Below are 19454 nucleotides of genomic sequence, written 5' to 3' on the forward strand. Positions count from 1 at the left end.
GCCCTGGATGAAGGCCTTGATCTTTTCCACGTCTTCCATGCTCAGCTTGCCCGTGAAGTCGGGCATGCCGCGCGACATGGCCGGGCCCTTGAAGATGAACTTGTCCAGGTGCTCGATATAGGCCGGGTCCAGGTAGCCCAGGTTGGGCAGGTTGCCGCCGCGATCCACGCCGGGCACGCCGTGGCAGAAGGCGCAGTTGCTGACGTACAGGGCCGTGCCTTCGGCCACCAGGCTCTTGTCGTAGGGCACGCCCTGCAGCAGCTTGCCCTGCTGGTAGGCGACGAAGGCAGGCGCCTCGGCCTTGCCGTCCAGCGCGAAGGTGTAGACCGTGCCCGGGCCCTTGCGCTCGGTGTGGCGTGCGGCCAGGCCGTAGACGCCGCCCCAGCCCACGGCGATGGAGACGTACTGCCGGCCATCGACCTCATAGGTGATGGGTGCGGCCACCACGCCCGTGCCTGTGGGCTTTTCCCAGAGCTTCTTGCCGTTGCGCGCGTCATAGGCCACGAAGCGGCCGTCGGCCGTGCCCTGGAACACCAGGTTGCCCGCCGTGGCCAGCGTGCCGCCGTTCCAGGGCGAGGCATGCTCCACGCGCCAGCGCTCCTTCTGTGCCACCGGGTCCCAGGCGATCAGGCGGCCGAAGGGCGTGCTCTTGGGCGGCTCCATGTTGATCAGCGTGGCCGTGTTCCAGCCGATATTGCTGTGCGGCTCGGGCAGGGAGCCGCCGTTGAACTTCCAGTTCTTGTTGTCCTGCAGGGTCAGCGGCACATGCTGGGCCGGCAGGTAGGCCAGGCCCGTGTCGGGGCTGTAGGACATGGAATGCCAGTTGTGCGCGCCGAAGGGGCTGGGGATCACGTCGCGCGCGCGGTCGCCGCTGCGCGCTATCGGCGTCTCGATGGGCCGGCCCTTGGCGTCGTAGCCGCTGGCCCAGTTCACATCGACGAAGTTCTTGGCCGAGATGAACTGGCCGTTGGTGCGGTCGATGACGAAGAAGAAGCCGTTCTTGGGCGCATGCAGGATGACCTTGCGCGGCTTGCCGCCGATCTTGATGTCGGCCAGCACCATGGGCTGGGTGGAGGTGAAGTCCCAGCTGTCGCCCGGCGTTTCCTGGTAGTGCCAGACGTACTCGCCCGTATCGGGGTTCAGCGCCACGATGCTGGCCAGGTACAGGTTGTCGCCACCGGCCGGGCTGCGCTTGGCTTGCGCCCAGGGCGAGCCGTTGCCCGTGCCGATGTACATGAGGTTGAGCTCGGGGTCATAGGCCATGGTGTCCCAGGCCGTGCCGCCGCCGCCGGCCTCCCACCACTTGCCGGCCGGGTCCCAGGTCTGGGCGGCGCGGGCCATGGCCTCGTTCTCGAACGGCTTGGACGGGTCGCCGGGCACGGTGAACCAGCGCCATTGCTGCGCGCCGGTCTCGGCGTCATAGGCAGTGACATAGCCGCGCACGCCGTACTCGGCGCCGCCGTTGCCGATCAGCACCTTGCCCTTGATGACGCGTGGCGCGCCCGTGATGGTGTACGAGTAGGCGCGGTCGATGATGGTGTCCTGCTCCCAGACCTTCTGGCCCGTGGCCGCGTCCAGCGCCACCAGGCGGCCATCGAAGGCGCCCACATACACCTTGCCCTTGTAGACCGCCACGCCCCGGTTGACCACGTCGCAGCAGCCCTTGAAGCCGTTGGCACGGTCCACGCCGGGGTCGTAGCTCCACAGGCGCTTGCCGGTGCGCACGTCCACCGCATGCACCACGCTCCAGCTGGCCGTGACGTACATGATTCCATCGACCACCACGGGCGTGGACTCCACGCCGCGCGTGGATTCCAGGTCATACGACCAGACCAGGCCCAGCCGCTTCACATTGGCCGTGTCCAGCTGCCTGAGTTTGGAAAAGCGCGTCTCGCTGTAGTCCATGCCGTAGCTGGGCCAGTCCTTGGAGCTGCGTGCGTTGTCGCGGATGCTTTGCGAGTCGATGCGCGAGGTGACGGCTCGTATGTGCTCGGGCGAGCCTTTGCTTGGCAGGCCTGCCTGCGCCAGCGCGGCGCCCGGCAGGGCCAGCACCAGGCCGGCGGCCAGCAGCGTGGAGGAAAGCACGTGGGTCTTCATGTTGTCTCGTCTCCTGTGTGGTTTGTTTTTGCGTGCATGGCGCTGGGGGCAAGGGCACCATGTGGGAGACGATAAAAAAAGCGACCTCGGGTCACAACATTCGGATTTACCCGGGGGCGGATCTGTACCGCGATGGAACAGGTTTGTGTCGGTTTTTTGTGGGCTGGGTTTTGGCCCTGCCGGGTGGTTGTTTTTCGAGGCCGGGTCTCGGCCCGGCAGCCGACCTACCTTCTTTTGCTTCGCCAAAAGAACGTAGGCCAAGAAAAGGCGACCCCACTGCCTGCGACCCCTTCGCTGCGCTGCGGGGCAACCTGTGTTGAACGGGATGCGGGGTGCGCCGTGAAACTCGTTACGCGCTGCGCGCTTCACTCAAACATCACGGCGAGTCAGATGACGAAGCAGCCCTGTCCTTCGGCAGGGCTGCCACCCCGCATCCCGTTCAACGCAGGCGCAGTCAGAGGGGCAGTGCCGGGACATCCAATACCGGGCGCGGCCGGCCTCTGAAAGCCGCCGCGCAGCGGAATCAAAAAATCGCCCGAAAGCTCAATAAATCAGCAAATCAACGCATCAACGACCCATACATGAAAACCTAGAACGTCCGGCTGACCGTCACCCCGGCCGACAGCCCGCGTCCCGCACCCGGTTCGAAGAACCGCTGGTTGCCCTCGTTGACGATGACCGACCCTGCAAAGCGCCGGTCGAACAGGTTGTCCAGCCGCACAAAGGTCTGGGCGCTCCACTGCTGCCACTGCCGTGACCAGCGCAGGCTGGAGCCCCAGACGGTGTAGCCGGCCGCGCGGTCGGTGTTGCGGTCGTTCACGGCCACGGGGCCGCTGTGCAGCATGTCCACGGTCCAGGTCCATTGCGGCGACAGCTGCCAGGCCAGCTCGCTCCACAGGCGGCGCGGCGCGGTGCCGGCCAGGCGTGCGCCGGCATCCACCGGGGCGGTGGGCGTGGTGCAGGGCGTGGCCTCGCAGGTCAGGAAGCTGTCGCGGTAGCGGGCCTGCAGCAGGGTCAGGGCGGTGCTGGCCGTGAGCGGTCCCCATTGGGCGTTGCCCGAGAATTCCAGCCCCCGGCGCAGCGTGCGGCCTGCGTTCTGGTAGGTGGCGCGCCCGCCTGTGTTGGACAGCACGGTGAGTTCGCGCTGGGTATGGGTCTCGAACAGCGTGAGGTTCCAGCCCGCGTTGCCGTGGCGCCCGCGCAGGCCGACCTCGACGGTGTTGTGGGCGCTGGCGGCCAGGCCGGTGTTCAGGCCGCTGTTCACGCCATTTTGGCCGCCGGGCCGGTAGGCCACTTCGTTGAGCGTGGGCGTCTCCATGCCCCGGCCCACCGATGCGTGCGCCACCAGGTCCGGCAGCAGGTTCACGCGCAGGCCCAGCGAGGGCAGCCAGCCGTGCCAGGCCATGCTGCCGCTGTCGTCGCCATTGCCGGCGACTATGTAGTGGTCCTCGGAGCGGTAGCGCACGCGCGCTTGGCGCAGGCCGGCGCTCAGGGCCAGGCTCTGCGTGCTCCACTCGGCCTGCAGGTAGGGGTCGGCGGAGCGCGCCTGGTTGCGTTCGTCGCGGCGCAGCCGGCCCTGCACGCCGAGCTGGCTGCCGATGAAGTTCTCGTAGCCGCGCCGGGTCTCGCCCTGCCAGTCGTAGGCCAGGCCCGCCGACCAGTCCAGCCGGCCGCCGGCCACATCCTCATGGGTGCTGCGCCAGCGCAGGTTCATGCCTGCGTAGTCGCGGTCCAGGTCGATCACGCCGCCCGAATGCGAGGGCGGTGCCTGCGTGGCCACGGGAATGGACTGGTACTGCAGCACGGAACGCGTACCCGCATAGGCCATGAGTTCCAGGCGCTGGCCCGCGCCGAACTGGTGCTGCCAGGCGGCGCCCAGCTGGCGCTGGCGCACGCTTTTGCGCGTATTGAAGCGCAGCGCGCTGGCCGTGGTCTGGCCGGGGTCGGCCTCGAACTCGGCGCGTGTCAGGCCCAGCGGGTCCAGGGCGCTGGCGCGCTGCTCCTGGTACTGCAGCAGCCACTGGTCGTCGCCCTGCTTGCGTGACAGCTTCATGTGGGCCGTGCTGCGGTCGGCGGCCGACTGGGGGCGCATGCCGTCGGTGGCGAAGCGCTCGATGTGGATGGCATAGCGCCATGGGGCGGAGCCGCCATCCGCCTGGTCCGGCTTTCCGCCCCCGATCGTGCCGCGCAGCTGGGTGGACAGGCGCCACAGCCCGTCCGGCCCCACGGCCATGCCGCTGCGCCACAGGCCGGGTTCCTCGCCGTCTTCGGTGTACAGCAGCAGTGCACCGCCTGCGCTGTTGCCGTAGAGCACGGCGGCCGGGCCGCGCACCACGTCCAGTCGCGCGGCGTTGCCCAGCGTGAAGTTGGCGGCCTGGCCCTGGCCATCGGGCGCGCCGGCCGGAATGCCGTCCACGTACAGGCGCAGCCCGCGCACGCCAAAGGTTGAGCGCGCGCCGAAGCCGCGCACCGAGATCTGCAGGTCCTGTGCGAAGTTCTGGCGGTTCAGCACCACCAGGCCCGGCACGCGCGCCAGGCTCTCGGACAGGTTGATCTGCATCTGCCCGTCTCGCAGCACGGCGCCTTCCACGCTGTCGATTGCGGCGGTGGCGCGCCACAGGTCGGGGCCGGCGCCGGGCTGGCTGGCCGTGATGACCACGGGGGCGAGCAGGGCCTCGCTGGAGTCATGCGCTGCGTCCGCCGCGTGGGCGTGCAGCGTACAGGCCAGTGCGGCGCCCAGGGTGGACAGGGCGGGCCGGGTGTGTCTTGTGCTGTATGGAGAGCGTGTCATTGCGGGCGGGCCTGTGGCGATGCCCGAGGTTACCGAGCCCGGCAATCCGTTCCAACACGGGTGATTTCCCTAGTGCTGTCCTGTGCCGTGGCGGAACAACAATCGCGGCAGTTTTGATGTCCGTCATGCAACAGCCGCCTCCCGCCCCACTGCCCTCGAATCCCTTCTACGCCACGCGCCAGGACCGGGTGGCGCTGGCGCGCGAGCGCTATTTCGAGCGTGGCGAGCGCCCCTCGGGCCTGGTGTCCGAGCCCGTGCTGCAGTCCTGGACGCGCTGCCTGGGCGCCAGCCGCAGCCCCGACGAGAAGATCAGCTTCGACCCGGTCAGCAAGATCCGCACGACCACCTTGCTGACCCACAACCGCGCGCTGATCGAGGCGGCGCGCGACCCCATCGCCGAACTCGAGACCGTGATCGCGGGCAGCCAGGCGCGCGCCATGCTCACCTGCAGCGAGGGCGTGGTGCTGATCGCCTCGCGCCCCACGCCGGGCGACGGCCCGCTGCTGCTGACGGCCGCGCGCGTGGGTGTGAACATCGCCGAGGATGCCGTGGGCACGGGCGCACCCGGCGTGGCCGTGCGCACGGGCGAGGTCTGCCATGTGCGTGGTGGCGAGCATTTCTTTCGCTGCCTGGCCTCGCTGCACTGCGCGGCCGCGCCCGTGCGCGACGCCAGCGGGCGCACCGTGGCCATGCTGGACCTGAGCAGCGAGGCGGGTCCCTTTCGCTTCGATGCGGGCGCCATGGCCCACATGTACGCCACCTGCATCGAGAACCGGCTGCTGGTGGGCGCGGCCCGCATGCACCTGCTGCTGCGCTTCCAGTCCAGCCGCAGCATGTTCGGCACGCCGCTGGAAGGGCTGGCCGCCGTGGATGGCGACGGCATGGTGCGCTGGTTCAACGGCGTGGGTGCCCAGTTGTTCGACAGCCCGCGCCGGCCCGCCGAGGGGCTGGCGGCAGAGGAAGTCTTCGGCCTGGGCCTGAACCAGTTGCTGGAGCTGGCCCACCACGGCCAGGCGCGCCCGCAGATGCTGCCTACGGGGCTGACGCTGTGGATGGAGGCGAGGCTGGATGAGGCATCCTCCCAGATCGAGGAGGTGCTGCCGGCCATCGAGGCCCTGCCGCCGCCCGCCGAGGCACCGTCTTCCCTGGGCGAGGCCAGCCGCGAGCTGATCGAGCAGGCCCTGGCCCGCTGCCAGGGCAATATCTCGCAGGCCGCCCGCATGCTGGGCGTCTCGCGCGGGCTGCTGTACCGGCGCCTGCGCGAATGGGGCAGGGCCTAGGCCGTCTGGCCTATGCCGGCACGGCGGCCAGCGCGCCGCGCATCCATTCGATGAAGACCCCCGCCTGTGCCGGCAGCGCACGCCCTGCAGCTGGCACGGCGCGCAGGCCGCCCTCGAAGGGCACGAAGCCATGGGGCGCCACCAGCAGCCCCTCCTTGAGCTCGCGTGCGATCAGCCGCTGCTCCACCAGGGCAACGCCCAGGCCCGACAGCGCCGCCTCTATGCACAGGTGGGTGTGGGGGAATGCCAGCGTCTCGCCCAGGGCCACGGGCTGGCCCGTGAGGGCTTCCCACTGGTTCCAGGCGCTGGCCGTGTACTCATGTGCAATGCGCGCGCGATTGGCGGGCCGGCGCCGGGCATAGGCCGGCGTGCAGACGGCGCCGAAGTGCACGGGCGCCAGTTCGATGGCGCGGCGGCGGTCGGCCTCGGCGTAGGTGGACAGGTCCCAGGCAATGATCAGGTCGGCGCCCTCGTGGCGCATCTCGCGCGCCGAGGTCATGGACAGGCGGATGCGGATATGCGGGTGGCTGCGGTAGAACACCGCCAGCTGCGGCACCAGCCAGCGCATGGCAAAGGTGGCGCTGCAGGCCACATGCAGCCCCGGCGCCTGGGCGTCGCGCGCCAGCTGGGCATAGGCGGCCTCCAGCTGGTCGAAGGCCGTGCGCACCGAGGCATGGAAGGCGGCACCCGCCTCGGTCAGGCGCAGGCCCGTGCCTTCTTTCTCGAACAGCGCCGCGCCCGCATGCTCCTGCAGCAGGCGCAGGTGGCGGCTGATGGCACCGTGGCTGCGGCACAGTTCCTCGGCCGCGCGGGTCACCGAGCCGGTACGGGCAATGGCCTCGAAGGCGCGCAGGGCGGCCAGCGGTGGCAGTTGTCTCATGGCAATCAATTCGTCAGAAAAGCTGACGCACGGGCAGAAAAACTGCATTGTCCCGCATCGCCGTGATTTCTAGCATGGAGGCCTGTTCATTGGAGTTGTGCAGGCTTGCCAGCTCCTTTGCACAGTTCAATTTCTTGACGAAAAGGAGTTTCCATGCAGATCACCGATATCGCGGCCCATGAGGCGCTGGACAGCCGGGGCCACCCCACCGTGGAGGTCGAGGTCGAGCTGGCGGACGGCGCGCGCGGCCTGGCCCTGGTGCCCTCGGGCGCCTCCACGGGGCGGCATGAGGCGCTGGAGCGGCGCGACGGCGATGCCTCGCGCCACCTGGGCAAGGGCGTGCTGGGGGCGGTGCAGGCCGTCAACACCGAGCTGCGCGATCTGCTGCGCGGCATGCGGGCCGACGCCCAGGGCCGCATCGACACGGCCATGATGGCGCTGGACGGCACGCCCGGCAAAAGCCGGCTGGGCGCCAACGCGCTGCTGGGCGTGTCGCTGGCCGTGGCGCGCGCGGTGGCGGCCAGCCAGCGCATGCCGCTGTGGCGGCACATGGGCGGCGCCCAGGCGCGCGTGCTGCCCGTGCCCATGATCAATGTCATCAACGGCGGCGCCCATGCCGACAATCCGCTGGACTTCCAGGAGTTCATGCTGCTGCCGGTGGGGGCGGACAGCTTCGGTGAGGCGCTGCGCATGGGCGCCGAGGTCTTTCACACGCTGCGCCATGCGCTCAAGGCCGCAGGCCACAGCGTCAACGTGGGCGACGAGGGCGGCTTTGCGCCCGCCCTGCGCAGCGCGCCGGAGGCGCTGGACCACCTGATGGCCGCCATCGAGCGCGCCGGCCTGCGCCCTGGCAGGGACATCGCCCTGGCGCTGGACCCTGCGGCCAGCGAATTCCATGGCGAGGACGGCTACCGCTACGCGGGCGAGGGCCTGGTGCGCAGCCGCCAGCAGCAGGTGGACTACCTGGCGCAACTGGTGGAGCACTACCCCATCGTCTCCATCGAGGACGGCATGGCCGAGGACGATATCGAGGGCTGGCAGGCCCTGGGCCGGCGCCTGGGCGGACGCTGCCAGCTGGTGGGCGACGATGTGTTCTGCACGAACCCCGGCCTGTTCGAGGGCGGCATTGCCCGGGGCGTGGGCAACGCCATCCTGGTCAAGATCAACCAGATCGGCACGCTGACCGAGACCTGGGACGTGCTGCGCCTGGCGCATGGCGCCGGCTATGGCGTGGTGATGTCGCACCGCTCGGGCGAGACCGAGGACACCAGCATTGCCGACCTGGCCGTGGCGGCCCAGTGCGCCATGATCAAGACCGGCTCGCTGTCGCGCGCCGACCGCACGGCCAAGTACAACCGGCTGCTGCGCATCGAGCGCGAACTGGGCCCGGCCGCCGTCTATGCGGGGCGCCGTGCGCTCAAGGGCCGGGCGGGTCAGGAAGCCGTGTCGGCCGCTGCGGGTGTTGCGGGCGCCCTGTAGACCAGCACCTTGAGGCTGCGCTCGGCGTCGATGTCGGCGAAGGTGGCCGGGTTGGCCAGGCGCTCGACGAATTCCAGCTCGGGCGCCACTTCCTGCATCTGCGATGTCAGGAACTGCGTGCCCATCTCCGGCGCGTTCAGGCACAGCAGCACATGGCCGCCGGGGCGCAGCAGGTCGGGCAGGCGGCGCATCAGGCGGGCATAGTCCTTGGTGGCGACGAAGCTGCCCTTCTGGTAGCTGGGCGGGTCCACCACGATCAGGTGGTAGGGCCCGCCGCGCGTGATCTTGCCCCAGCTGCTGAAGATGTCGTGGGCCAGGAAGCTGGCGCCCGACAGATCGTTGAGGCGGTGGTTCTGCTGGCCCGTGGCCAGCGCGCCCTGGGCCATGTCCATGTTCATCACGTGGCGCGCCCCGGCCTGCAGGGCCACCACCGAAAAGGCGCAGGTATAGGCGAACAGGTTGAGCACCTTGATGCCGTGGCGGTGCTCGGGATGGTTGGCGACATGCGCGTGCACCCAGCGCCGGCCTTCGGCCATGTCCAGGAACAGGCCGTGGTTCTGGCCGCGCAGCACCTGCACGCGGTAGCGCGTGCCGGCCTCGGTGACGATGTGGGGGTCAGGCACCTCGCCGGCCATGAGCCGTGTCTCGGCGGGCGCGGCGGGCTGGCGCAGCTGGTAGACCCAGTTCAGGGGCTGGTCCGGTGCCAGTTCGCTCCAGCGCAGTGACAGCGCTGTGCCGATGGCGGCCAGGGCGTCATCGTCCAGCGGCTGGAAGCTGGTGAGCACCAGCACGGGCGGGAAGGCGTCGAGCACCAGATGCTCGCAGCCCGGGTACAGGCCGCCACGGCCGTGGAAGATGCGTTGGGCGTCGGAGGGCAGGGCCATCCGGGCGATGGCGTCGAGCAGGGCTTGCATGGGAGAGGCTGGATCTGGCAGGGGCGCCGGGTGTGCCGGGTGGAACCGTATGGTTCCAGGCAGGGGGCGACGAAAAGGTCTGCCAGTGTATGCAGTTTGGGGCCCAGCCCAGGCAAACCCGGGCAAACCTGGTTTCAGGCCCCATTCAGCCGTGCTGCGGACAGGCTCAATGCCGCCAGCCGCGCCGCACCTCGAAGAAACTGCATTCGCCGTCGCCCAGGCCCTGCATGCCGGCCTCGGTGGCGGCGCGCGCAGCCTTCATCCAGCGGGCGAAGGCGAGCTTGGCGTCGTCGCTGATTTCTTCAGGGGGCGTGTCTTCCAGGCCCTCTACCAGGTACAGGGTTTCACTGACCTGCTCGGCGCTGCCGAGCTGGCGTTCGAGCACGCGGGCATAGCGTGCCTCGGCCTTGTTGCGTTCCTGCTCGGGCAGGTTGGGGTAGTCACACAAGGTGACGGTGAAGGCGGCTTCTTGCATGTCCATGGTTCACGAGATGAGGATGATGACTGGCGAAATATACAGTATTAACTGGCTGCACATCCAGTATTTTTCCGGTGTTTTTTTACAGTGTTATCCCGGTGGGGTCGCTGCCGGGCAGCGGCTGCAGCCATCCGGCCACAATCGCCTGCAAGGAGAAAACCATCGCCATGACGAATGAATCGACCACGGGCTGCCCGGCCTGGGACCCCGAAGCCACGGGCCACGCGCTGTTTGCCACGCGCGTGGGGCCCTGCGGCGTGGCCTGGGGCGTCTGCGGCCTGGTGGCCTTTCAGTTGCCCGAGGTGGACGGCCCGGCCGCCACGCGCACGCGCATGCTGCGCGGCGTGCAATTGCGCAGACCGGGCAGCTACGCCGCAGCGGCGCGGGCCGAGGACCTGCCGGCCAGCGTGGCACAGGCCATCGCCGGCGTGCAGGTGCTCATGGCGGGCCATGGCGAATGGACCTTGGAGCCTTCCGCGCCCAGCGCACAGCAGTTGCGTGACGGCCCGGTGCTGCCCGATCTGCGATCACGGCGCATGCTGCCCGCAGGCGAGGCACTGCCGGATCTGGCCGGGCTGGCGCTGGACTGGCACGGCGTGTCGGACTTTCACCGCCGTGTCTATGACCTGACGCGCGCCATTGCGCCCGGCCATACGCGCACCTATGGCGAGATTGCGCGCGAGTTGGGCGAGGTGGGCCTTTCGCGCGCCGTGGGACAGGCGCTGGGCCTCAACCCTTTTGCGCCCGTGATTCCCTGCCACCGCGTGCTGGCTGCCGGCGCCCAGCCGGGCGGTTTTTCGGGCGGCGGCGGCGCGCTGACCAAGCTGCGCATGCTGGAGATCGAAGGCGCGGCCTGGGGCGGCACGCGCTCGCTGTTCGGGGATTGACGGGCCGGACACGCATGTGACATGCGGCACAGCGGGGCGGCTTGCACAATCGCCGCTGCAGGCTGTTCCGCTTGGGGATGGCCGCCCTCCATTCCAACCATGACCGGAACACAAGACCCGGCGCAGGAGACAGACGAATGACTCGCAATGTGCAGCAACTTTTCGACCTCACCGGCAAGACCGCTCTGGTGACCGGCGGCTCGCGCGGCCTGGGCCTGCAGATGGCCCATGCGCTGGGCGAGGCGGGCGCCAGGATCATGCTGAGTTCGCGCAAGGCCGCCGACCTGGAGGAAGCCGCCGCCGAGCTGCAGGCCGCAGGCATCGACGCCCGCTGGATTGCCGCCGACTGCGCCAACGAGGCCGACATAGAGCGCCTGGCCGCCGAGACTCTGGAGCGCCTGGGCCAGGTGGACATCCTCATCAACAACGCAGGCGCCAGCTGGGGCGCGCCAGCCGAGGAGCACCCGGTGGCCGCCTGGGACAAGGTGATGAACCTCAACGTGCGCGGCTACTTCCTGCTGAGCCAGCAGATCGCGCGGCGCAGCATGATCCCGCGCAAGACCGGGCGCATCATCAACCTGGCCTCCATCGCAGGGCTGGGCGGCAACCCGCTGGGCATGAAGACCATTGCCTACAACACCTCCAAGGGCGCGGTCATCAACTTCACGCGCGCGCTGGCCGGCGAGTGGGGCGTGCACGGCATCAACGTCAACGCCATCTGCCCGGGCTTCTTCAAGACCAAGATGGCCAGCGTGCTGATCGAGACCCTGGGCGAGGATGAAATGAAATCCCACGCCCCGCTGCGCCGCCTGGGCGACGACGAGGACCTCAAGGGACTGACCCTGCTGTACGCCAGCGACGCGGGCAAGCACATCACGGGCCAGTGGGTGGCCGTGGACGGCGGCGTCAGCGCCCTGGTGGGCGGTTGAGCCGCAGCGGCGCTGCTGCCGAGGTGACAGTTTTTCCCGCAGATCGGGCCGCCGCGCGCCATGGTGCCTTCGGGCGCCCTTATGCTCGCCTGCATTGCGATCTGAACTGGAGAATTTCGTGCTGGATTTTGGCCACCCCATCCCCTTCGTCGACCACCTGGGTTTCACCCTGCACCGCATGGAGGACGGGGAGTCCGAACTGCGCTTCGAGGCGCGTCCCGAGCACCTGAACACCTTTGACGTGACCCACGGCGGCGCCACCATGACCCTGCTGGACGTGACCATGGCCGTTGCCGCACGCAGCCTGCAGCGCGACATGGGCTGCGTGACCATCGAGATGAAGACCAGCTTCATGCAGCCCGCACGCGGCCCCCTGGTGGCCAAGGGCGTGGTACTGCACCGCACGCGTTCCATGGCCTATACCGAGGCGCGCGTGTTCGATGCCTCGGGCCGGCTGTGCAGCCATGCGACCGGAACGTTCAAGTACATGCCGCGCGTGGCCAAGCCGGCCGCCGCCGAGACAACCCTCGCCACGGACTGATCCGCACGGCGAATCTGCCAGATACCCAATGCCACACGCCAGCCCCGGCAGCACCGGGAACTGGTTCCATTGTTTGTGATGCCACCGGAGGTTTTCCCATGCCCGTGAACCAGCAGATCCTGCTCGACAACCGCCCCGAGGGCGAAGCCGTGGAAAGCAATTTCCGCCTTGTCAGTACCGAAACCCCCGCGCTGGCCGAAGGCCAGGTGCTGGTGCGCCACCACTACCTGAGCCTGGACCCCTACATGCGCGGCCGCATGAATGACAGCAAGAGCTACGCCCAGCCCCAGCCGCTGGGCGAGGTGATGATCGGCGGCACCGTGGGCGAGGTGGTGGAAAGCCGCCATCCCAAGTTTGCGGTTGGCGACAAGGTCGTGGGCATGGGCGGCTGGCAGGAGTACAGCGTGGTCGATGGCGATGCGCCCGGCATGCTGCGCAAGGTGGACACCACCCATGTGCCGCTGTCGCACTACCTGGGCGCCGTGGGCATGCCCGGCGTGACGGCCTGGTACGGCCTGGTGAAGATCATCGCCCCCAAGGCCGGTGAGACCGTGGTGGTCAGCGCCGCCACGGGCGCCGTGGGCAGCGCGTTCGCGGCCCTGGCCAAGGCACGCGGCTGCCGCGTGGTGGGCATTGCGGGCGGCCCCGAGAAGTGCCGCTACGCCACCGAGGAGCTGGGCTTCGACGCCTGCATCGACTACCGCGAGCACCCCGACACCAAGACCATGGCCAAGGCGCTCAAGGACGCCTGCCCGCAGGGCATCGACGGCTACTTCGAGAACGTGGGCGGCTACATCCTCGATGCCGTGCTGCTGCGCACCAACGCCTTTGCTCGCATCGCGCTGTGCGGAATGATCGCCGGCTACGACGGCACGCCGCTGCCCATGACCAATCCCGCGCTCATCCTGATCAACCGCATCCGCATCGAAGGCTTCATCGTCAGCGAGCACATGGAAGTCTGGCCCGAGGCGCTGCAGGAACTGGGCCGCCTGGTGGGCACCGGCAAGCTGCGCCCGCGCGAGAGCATTGCCGAAGGCATTGCCTCCGCACCTTCCGCTTTCCTGGGTCTGCTCAAGGGCAAGAACTTCGGAAAGCAACTCGTCAAATTGATCTGAACCACCACAAAAACCAGGAGACAAGGGAATGATCAAGAACTTCAAGGGCAAGACGGCGGTGCTGACGGGCGCGGGCTCGGGCTTCGGCCTGGAGTGCGCGCGCATTGGCGCGAAGCTGGGCATGAACCTGGTGCTGGTCGATGTGCAGCAGGAAGCGCTGGACAGGGCTGCCGCCGAGTTCGAAGGGCAGGGCGTGCGCGTGCTGGCGCGCCGCGTGGATGTGTCCGACGCAGCCCAGATGCAGGCCCTGGCCGATGAGGTGCGCCAGCAGTTCGGCGCGCCGCACTTCGTGTTCAACAACGCAGGCGTGGGCGCGGGCGGGCTGGTCTGGGAGAACACGCTGGAAGATTGGCAGTGGGTGCTGGGCGTCAACCTCTGGGGCGTGATCCACGGCGTGCGGCTGTTCACGCCCATGATGCTGGAGGCGGCCAAGGCCGACCCGTCCTTCGAGGGCCACATCGTCAACACGGCCAGCATGGCCGGCCTGCTGGCGCCTCCCAACATGGGCATCTACAACGTCAGCAAGCATGCCGTGGTGAGCCTGACCGAGACGCTGTACCAGGACCTGGCCCTGGTCTCCGACCAGATCAGCGCCAGCGTGCTGTGCCCCTTCTTCGTGCCCACGGGCATCAGCCACAGCGAGCGCAACCGGCCCAGCCACCTGGCCGCCCAGCCGCTGACGGCCAGCCAGAAGATCGGCCAGGCCATGAGCGAGAAGGCTGTGGGCTCGGGCAAGGTCACGGCCCCCGATGTGGCGCAGAAGGTCTTCGACGCCATTGCGGCCAACCAGTTCTACATCTACAGCCATCCGCAGGCGCTGGGCTCGGTCCAGACCCGCATGGAGGATGTGGTGCAGGGGCGCAATCCCACCGACCCGTTCGCGCACAAGCCCGAACTGGGCGCCAGCTTGAAGGCCTCGCTGCGCGCGGCCTGAGCGTCAGTCCTCCTCGTCCGGGTCCGGCCTGTGGGGGGCCGGCCTGGCGGGAGCCTCGGCCTTTTCATCGGGCGGCGCGGAGGGCAGGGGCCGCACCAGCCGCACCATGAGCTGGTTGCCGCGCCCCATGTCGGGCCGCGTCTCCAGGCTGTCGAGGTCAATCGCCCAGGCCTGCTGGGCCGACAGCTGCGTACCGGCGCTGCCCGAGATGTTGCTGTAGTTGTAGGGATTGACGGGCCGTGCGTTCACGGCTGCCGTGCCCGTCCAGTGCCAGCCGCGCGGTGCGCCCGGGAACAGCTCGGGCGACAGGCCTTGCGGCCGTATATCGCGCGAGATCAGCCGGCGCATCTCGTTGACGCGCGGCAGCCGCCAGCGCACGCCGTCCTGCTTGGCCAGCTCGGCGGCCAGGGCCTGCGCCTGCTTGTGCGTGAACAGCTCAGGCAGGCCCGTGCAGGTCTTGCCATTCCACTGCATGCCTTCCACGCAGCGTGGCCACAGCAGGCGGGCGCGCCGGTCGATCACGTCGCGGCCGTCTTCGGATACTTCCAGCACAGGAGCGGCGCCGGGCCTGGGGCCGCGCTGTGCCTCCTGCTGTGTCTCTCGCTGCGCTGCCTGGGCAGAACCCAGCGTGCAGACACCCAGCAGCAGGGCGGCGAGCAGGGGCCCTGGCAATGCATTCAGGGCCGGTGGAAGGGAAGGCAGGGATGGGCGCATGGTGTGTTGCAGTGGCGATGGCAGTTGCAGCGATGAAAAGGTGGGCTGGCCTCTCGGGTGGCAATCTCGTTTCAGAGCGTAACAGGATTGCGGGCTTCTGAATTTGTGCCACGGCAAGCCGCCACCGTCAGGTGCGCGGGGCTGCATGCCCAGGAAATGTGAGCAGCCTCCTGCAGCCCCGCGCGCTTGCCGCCACAATGGCGCGTCTATGTCTGCGTCTATGCCTTCCTCTTCTCCCGCTTCCCCTGATTCCCACACACTGCGCCTGGTGCTGATCCTGGGCCTGCTCTCGGCCATCGGTCCGTTTGCCATCGACATGTACCTGCCCGCGCTGCCCCAGATCGGCAGCAGCCTGGGTGCCCAGGTGGGCGCGGTGCAGGCCAGCCTGACGGCCTTCTTCCTCTCGCTGGGCGTGGGCCAGCTGCTGTACGGGCCGGTCTCGGACATGGTGGGGCGCAAGCCGCCGCTGTACTTCGGCCTGACCGTGTTCGCGCTGGCCAGCGTGGGCTGCGCCATGGCCACCAGCATCGAGACGCTGGTGGTGCTGCGCTTCATCCAGGGCCTGGGCGCGGCCGCCGGCATGGCCGTGCCGCGCGCCGTGGTGCGCGACCTGCACACCGGCCACGCGGCGGCCCGCATGATGTCGCTGCTGATGCTGGTGTTCAGCGTCTCTCCCATCCTGGCGCCGCTGGCCGGCAGCGGCGTGATCGCCGTCAGCAGCTGGCGCGGCGTGTTCTGGGCCGTGGCCGTGGCGGCCGTGATCGGCCTGGTGGCCGTGTTCATGGGCCTGAAGGAAACGCGCGGGGCCGCCGCGCGGCTGGACAGCAGCGTGGCCGGCGCACTGCGCGCCTATGGCGTGCTGCTGCGCGACTGGCATTACCTGGGCCTGGTCTTCATCGGCGGCTGCGCCATGGCGGGCTTTTTCGTCTACCTGGCTGGCTCCCCCTTTGTGCTGATCAATTACTACGGACTGAGCTCCACCCAGTACAGCCTGGCCTTCGGGCTCAACGCCATCGCCTTCATCGGCGCGGCGCAGTTCACGGGCTGGCTGGGCCAGCGCTTCGGCCTGGTGCGCGTGGTCAAGGTGGCGGCCACCGGCTCGGGCCTGGTGATGCTGTCGCTGCTGTCGTACTACCTGCTGGGCGGTGAGCGGCTGGCCGTGCTGATCGGCCTGTACTTTGTGGCCAGCGCGCTGATGGGGCTGGTGATTCCGACGACCTCGGTGCTGGCGCTGGAGGAGCACGGCGCCATTGCCGGCACGGCCTCGGCGCTGCTGGGCACGCTGCAGATGCTGTCGGGCGCTGCGGCCATGCAGATCGTGGGCCTGTTCTCCACGGGCAAGCCCCTGCCCATGGTGGTGGGCATGGCCACGGGCGCGCTGATCGGTGTGGCCCTGGCCTGGATCACGCTGGGCGGTGCGCGTGCCCATCGCGTGGGCGCAAAGGACCATTCATGAGCCTGGCACCCGCGGCAGAGGCTGCGCCTGTCCACGATGGACTTCCGTCAGGCCCTCGCGGCCAGGCGATGCTGGTCATCATCCTGGGGCTGACGCTGTCGGTGCTGGACAGCACCCTGGTCAATCTGGCACTGCCTGCCATGGCGCGCGAGCTGCAGGCCAGCTCGGCCCATACGCTGTGGGTGGTCAATTCCTACCAGCTTGCCAGCCTGGTGCTGCTGCTGCCGCTGGCGGCCCTGGGCGAACGCCTGGGCTACCGCCGTGTGTACCTGGTGGGCATGCTGGTGTTTTCCGTGGCCTCGCTGGCGGCCATGCTGGCCACGTCGCTGCCCACGCTGGTGGCGGCGCGGGCGCTGCAGGGCCTGGGCGCTGCGGGTGTGATGAGCGTCAACGCCGCCCTGGTGCGGCTGATCTATCCGCGTGCCCTGCTGGGGCGGGGCATGGCCGTGAATTCGCTGGTGGTGGCGACGGCATCCATGGCCGGGCCCTCGGTGGCGGCGGCGATTCTGTCGGTGGCCAGCTGGCCCTGGCTGTTTGCGGCCAATCTGCCGCTGGGCCTGTTCACGCTGTGGCTGGGGCGCCGCGCGCTGCCTGCCAATGCCGTGGCCGGCCATGCAGGGGCGCGGCTGTCGCCGCTGGATGTGCTGCTCAACATCCTCATGTTCAGCCTGATCTTCCTGGGCGGCGAGCAGCTGGGCGTGCGCGCCGGCGGTGCCGATTCTTCCCTGCCTTCGGGCTGGTGGCTGCTGGGCGCGGGCCTGCTGGTGGGCGCCTGGTATGTGCGCCGCCAGTGGCGCCTGCCCGCGCCGCTGCTGCCGGTGGACCTGCTGCGCATTCCGGTGTTTGCGCTGTCCATGTGCGGATCGGTCAGCGCCTTTTGCGCGCAGATGCTGGCCTACCTGGCGCTGCCGTTCCTGCTGCTGGAGTCGCACGGCATGTCGCCCATCGAGGCCGGGCTGCTGATCACGGCCTGGCCGCTGGCCACGGTGCTGACGGCGCCCATCGCGGGCCGGCTCATCGGCCGCTATGCGGACGGGCTGCTGGGCGGCATCGGCATGGCCATGTTCGCCTGCGGGCTGTGGGCGCTGGCGGCCATGCCCGATGCGCCTTCGACCGTGGACATGGTCTGGCGCATGCTGCTGGCGGGCAGCGGCTTTGCGCTGTACCAGTCGCCCAACAACCACACCATCGTGACCACGGCGCCTCTGGCGCGCAGCGGCGCGGCCGGCGGCATGCTGAGTTCGGCGCGGCTCACGGGGCAGACCCTGGGCGCCGTGGTGCTGGCCACCATCTTCACCTTCGCGGGCGGACATGGCGGCCATGCCGAAATCGTGGCCCTGGCCGTGGCGGGCTGCTTTGCGGCCATGGCGGGCGTGTTCAGCCTGCTGCGCGTGCGCACGGCACCCGTGCCTAAGCACTGAACAGGCCCGTAAATGGCATTGAACTTGCATGTGTCGGCGCGCTCCGACACATGCATCATCCTGGATGGACTTGCCAGGAGATTTCGGTGGCATGCCATCCGCTTTACAAACAAGAAATATGGGCACTGCACAATCGTGCGATGCCCCCAACGACTTCGCTGCTCCCATGATTTCTGACGTGCCCTTTTCGCCGAGCCCGCGCCTTGCGGCGCCTTCCGATTCCCAGCCCGGCGCAGGGCACGTACAAGCTTCCGCCTCGCCGGCCGGCGGCCGGCGCACCGGCACCGCCGTGCTGTGCGCACTGGCGCTGGCCGCAAGCCTTGCGGCCTGCTCCAAGAAGGATGCCGCACCTGCCGCCACGGCCAAGGCCGCGACCGAGGTGGGCGTGGTCACGCTGCAAAAGCAGAGCCAGCAGCTGGACGCCACGCTGCCGGGCCGCACGCGCGCCTCGCTGACCGCCGAGGTGCGGCCCCAGGTATCGGGCATCGTGCAAAAGCGCTTGTTCACCGAGGGCGCCCTGGTGCGCCAGGGCCAGCAGCTCTACCAGATCGACGCGGCCTCGCTGCGCGCCACCGAGGCCAGCGCCCAGGCGGCCGTGGCCAAGTCCGAGGCCAGCGCCCGCACGCTGGAGGCCACGGCGCGGCGCAACGCCGAGCTGGTCAAGATCGATGCCATCAGCCAGCAGGCCTTCGAGGAAAGCCAGGCCGCTGCCGCCCAGTCGCGCTCTGACGTGGCCGTGGCCAAGGCCAATCTGGAGACCGCGCGCATCAACCTCAAGTACAGCCGCATCGAGGCGCCCATCAGCGGGCGCATCAGCCTGTCCACCGTGACGCCGGGCGCGCTGGTGACGGCCAACCAGACCGAGGCGCTGACCTCCATCGTGCAGCTGGACCCCATGTATGTGGACTTCACCCAGTCCACCAGCGAGCTGCTGCAACTCAAGCGCGACTGGGATGCCGGGCGCTTCCAGAAGGTGGAGGGCGACAAGGTGGCCGTGCGCATCCGCCTGGACGATGGCACGGACTACAGCCACCAGGGCAAGCTGCAATTTGCCGGCGTGATCGTCAATGCCACCACGGGCAGCGTGACGCTGCGCGCCGTGGTGCCCAACCCGCAGGGGGTTCTCATGCCGGGCATGTATGTGCAGGCGCTGCTGCCCACGGGCCTGGCGCCCGAGGCGCTGCTGGTGCCCCAGCAGTCGGTGACGCGCGACCTGACCGGCAAGGCCAGCGTGCTGGTGGCCAAGGCCGACGACGTGATCGAGCGCCGGCCCGTGAACATCGACCGTGCCGTGGGCAATATGTGGCTGCTGCAGGACGGCCTGTCGGCCGGCGAACGCGTGGTGGTCGATGGCTTCCAGCGCATCAAGCCCGGCGACAAGGTGCGCGCCGTGGAGGTGGACCTGCGCGCCAAGGCCCAGGCCCGCAAGGGCAAGCCGGCAGAAGGGCCGGCAGCACCTGGCGCTGCGGACAAGGCGCCTGCTACAGCTCCTGCACCAGCACCGGCAGCGGCTCCTGCTCCGGCCGCCGGCTAAGCCG

Annotated in this window: 16 protein-coding genes; 10 read left to right on the forward strand and 6 right to left on the reverse strand. The window is 69.1% G+C overall.

The window, feature by feature from the left end:
- The coding region (locus tag INR38_RS18535) for a PQQ-dependent dehydrogenase, methanol/ethanol family (protein ID WP_207475984.1) at nucleotides 1-2097 on the reverse strand (2097 nt) is incomplete at its 3' end.
- A 589-nt stretch (nucleotides 2098-2686) separates the two neighbouring features.
- Nucleotides 2687-4888 (reverse strand): TonB-dependent receptor, encoded by a 2202-nt coding sequence (locus INR38_RS18540; RefSeq protein WP_207442713.1) that lies wholly within the window; start codon nucleotides 4886-4888, stop codon nucleotides 2687-2689.
- A gap of 125 nt (nucleotides 4889-5013) precedes the next feature.
- Between INR38_RS18540 and INR38_RS18545 the strand changes: the two genes are divergently transcribed.
- Entirely contained in the window at nucleotides 5014-6168 is a 1155-nt protein-coding gene (locus INR38_RS18545) for a helix-turn-helix domain-containing protein (RefSeq protein ID WP_242699115.1), read from the forward strand.
- A gap of 10 nt (nucleotides 6169-6178) precedes the next feature.
- Here INR38_RS18545 and INR38_RS18550 read toward each other — a convergent pair whose 3' ends face one another.
- Entirely contained in the window at nucleotides 6179-7096 is a 918-nt protein-coding gene (locus INR38_RS18550; protein ID WP_012205193.1) for a LysR substrate-binding domain-containing protein, read from the reverse strand.
- Nucleotides 7097-7201: 105 nt separating this feature from the next.
- Between INR38_RS18550 and eno the strand changes: the two genes are divergently transcribed.
- Entirely contained in the window at nucleotides 7202-8527 is a 1326-nt protein-coding gene (gene eno / locus INR38_RS18555) for a phosphopyruvate hydratase (RefSeq protein WP_207442711.1), read from the forward strand.
- On the opposite strand, the gene INR38_RS18560 is transcribed toward eno, so the two are convergent.
- Entirely contained in the window at nucleotides 8482-9441 is a 960-nt protein-coding gene (locus INR38_RS18560; protein WP_071955499.1) for a class I SAM-dependent methyltransferase, read from the reverse strand. The two genes, eno and INR38_RS18560, sit on opposite strands and share 46 nt — an antisense overlap.
- A gap of 166 nt (nucleotides 9442-9607) precedes the next feature.
- Complete coding sequence (locus INR38_RS18565; protein WP_013802728.1) at nucleotides 9608-9922, reverse strand: hypothetical protein; 315 nt, start codon at nucleotides 9920-9922, stop codon at nucleotides 9608-9610.
- A gap of 164 nt (nucleotides 9923-10086) precedes the next feature.
- Here INR38_RS18565 and INR38_RS18570 point away from each other — a divergent pair, with 164 nt between their 5' ends.
- The 5 genes from INR38_RS18570 (at nucleotide 10087) to INR38_RS18590 (ending at nucleotide 14325) form a co-directional block, all read left to right on the forward strand.
- A complete protein-coding gene (locus tag INR38_RS18570) occupies nucleotides 10087-10806 on the forward strand; it encodes an MGMT family protein (RefSeq protein WP_207442710.1) in 720 nt (239 codons plus the stop codon).
- A 137-nt stretch (nucleotides 10807-10943) separates the two neighbouring features.
- On the forward strand, nucleotides 10944-11735 hold the full coding sequence (locus INR38_RS18575) for an SDR family oxidoreductase (protein ID WP_012205198.1): 792 nt from the start codon (nucleotides 10944-10946) through the stop codon (nucleotides 11733-11735).
- Nucleotides 11736-11853: 118 nt separating this feature from the next.
- A complete protein-coding gene (locus INR38_RS18580; RefSeq protein ID WP_016446794.1) occupies nucleotides 11854-12276 on the forward strand; it encodes a PaaI family thioesterase in 423 nt (140 codons plus the stop codon).
- 98 nt (nucleotides 12277-12374) lie between these two features.
- A complete protein-coding gene (locus INR38_RS18585) occupies nucleotides 12375-13391 on the forward strand; it encodes an NADP-dependent oxidoreductase (protein WP_207442709.1) in 1017 nt (338 codons plus the stop codon).
- A gap of 28 nt (nucleotides 13392-13419) precedes the next feature.
- Complete coding sequence (locus INR38_RS18590; RefSeq protein ID WP_013802724.1) at nucleotides 13420-14325, forward strand: SDR family oxidoreductase; 906 nt, start codon at nucleotides 13420-13422, stop codon at nucleotides 14323-14325.
- 3 nt (nucleotides 14326-14328) lie between these two features.
- Here INR38_RS18590 and INR38_RS18595 read toward each other — a convergent pair whose 3' ends face one another.
- Nucleotides 14329-15039 carry a DUF1566 domain-containing protein gene (locus tag INR38_RS18595; RefSeq protein WP_123691316.1) on the reverse strand — a complete coding sequence of 237 codons (711 nt, stop codon included), beginning with the start codon at nucleotides 15037-15039 and terminating at the stop codon, nucleotides 14329-14331.
- A 220-nt stretch (nucleotides 15040-15259) separates the two neighbouring features.
- Here INR38_RS18595 and INR38_RS18600 point away from each other — a divergent pair, with 220 nt between their 5' ends.
- The 3 genes from INR38_RS18600 (at nucleotide 15260) to INR38_RS18610 (ending at nucleotide 19450) form a co-directional block, all read left to right on the forward strand.
- Entirely contained in the window at nucleotides 15260-16495 is a 1236-nt protein-coding gene (locus tag INR38_RS18600) for a multidrug effflux MFS transporter (protein WP_013802722.1), read from the forward strand.
- Nucleotides 16492-17916: an MFS transporter gene (locus INR38_RS18605; RefSeq protein WP_034392786.1), complete on the forward strand. Its 1425-nt coding sequence runs from the start codon at nucleotides 16492-16494 to the stop codon at nucleotides 17914-17916. Before INR38_RS18600 ends, INR38_RS18605 begins: the two co-directional genes overlap by 4 nt.
- A 166-nt stretch (nucleotides 17917-18082) precedes the next feature.
- Nucleotides 18083-19450: an efflux RND transporter periplasmic adaptor subunit gene (locus INR38_RS18610; RefSeq protein ID WP_207442708.1), complete on the forward strand. Its 1368-nt coding sequence runs from the start codon at nucleotides 18083-18085 to the stop codon at nucleotides 19448-19450.
- Nucleotides 19451-19454: the final 4 nt, after the last annotated feature.

It is taken from the genome of Delftia sp. SD018 (assembly GCF_017355445.1).
GTDB lineage: Bacteria > Pseudomonadota > Gammaproteobacteria > Burkholderiales > Burkholderiaceae_C > Comamonas > Comamonas acidovorans.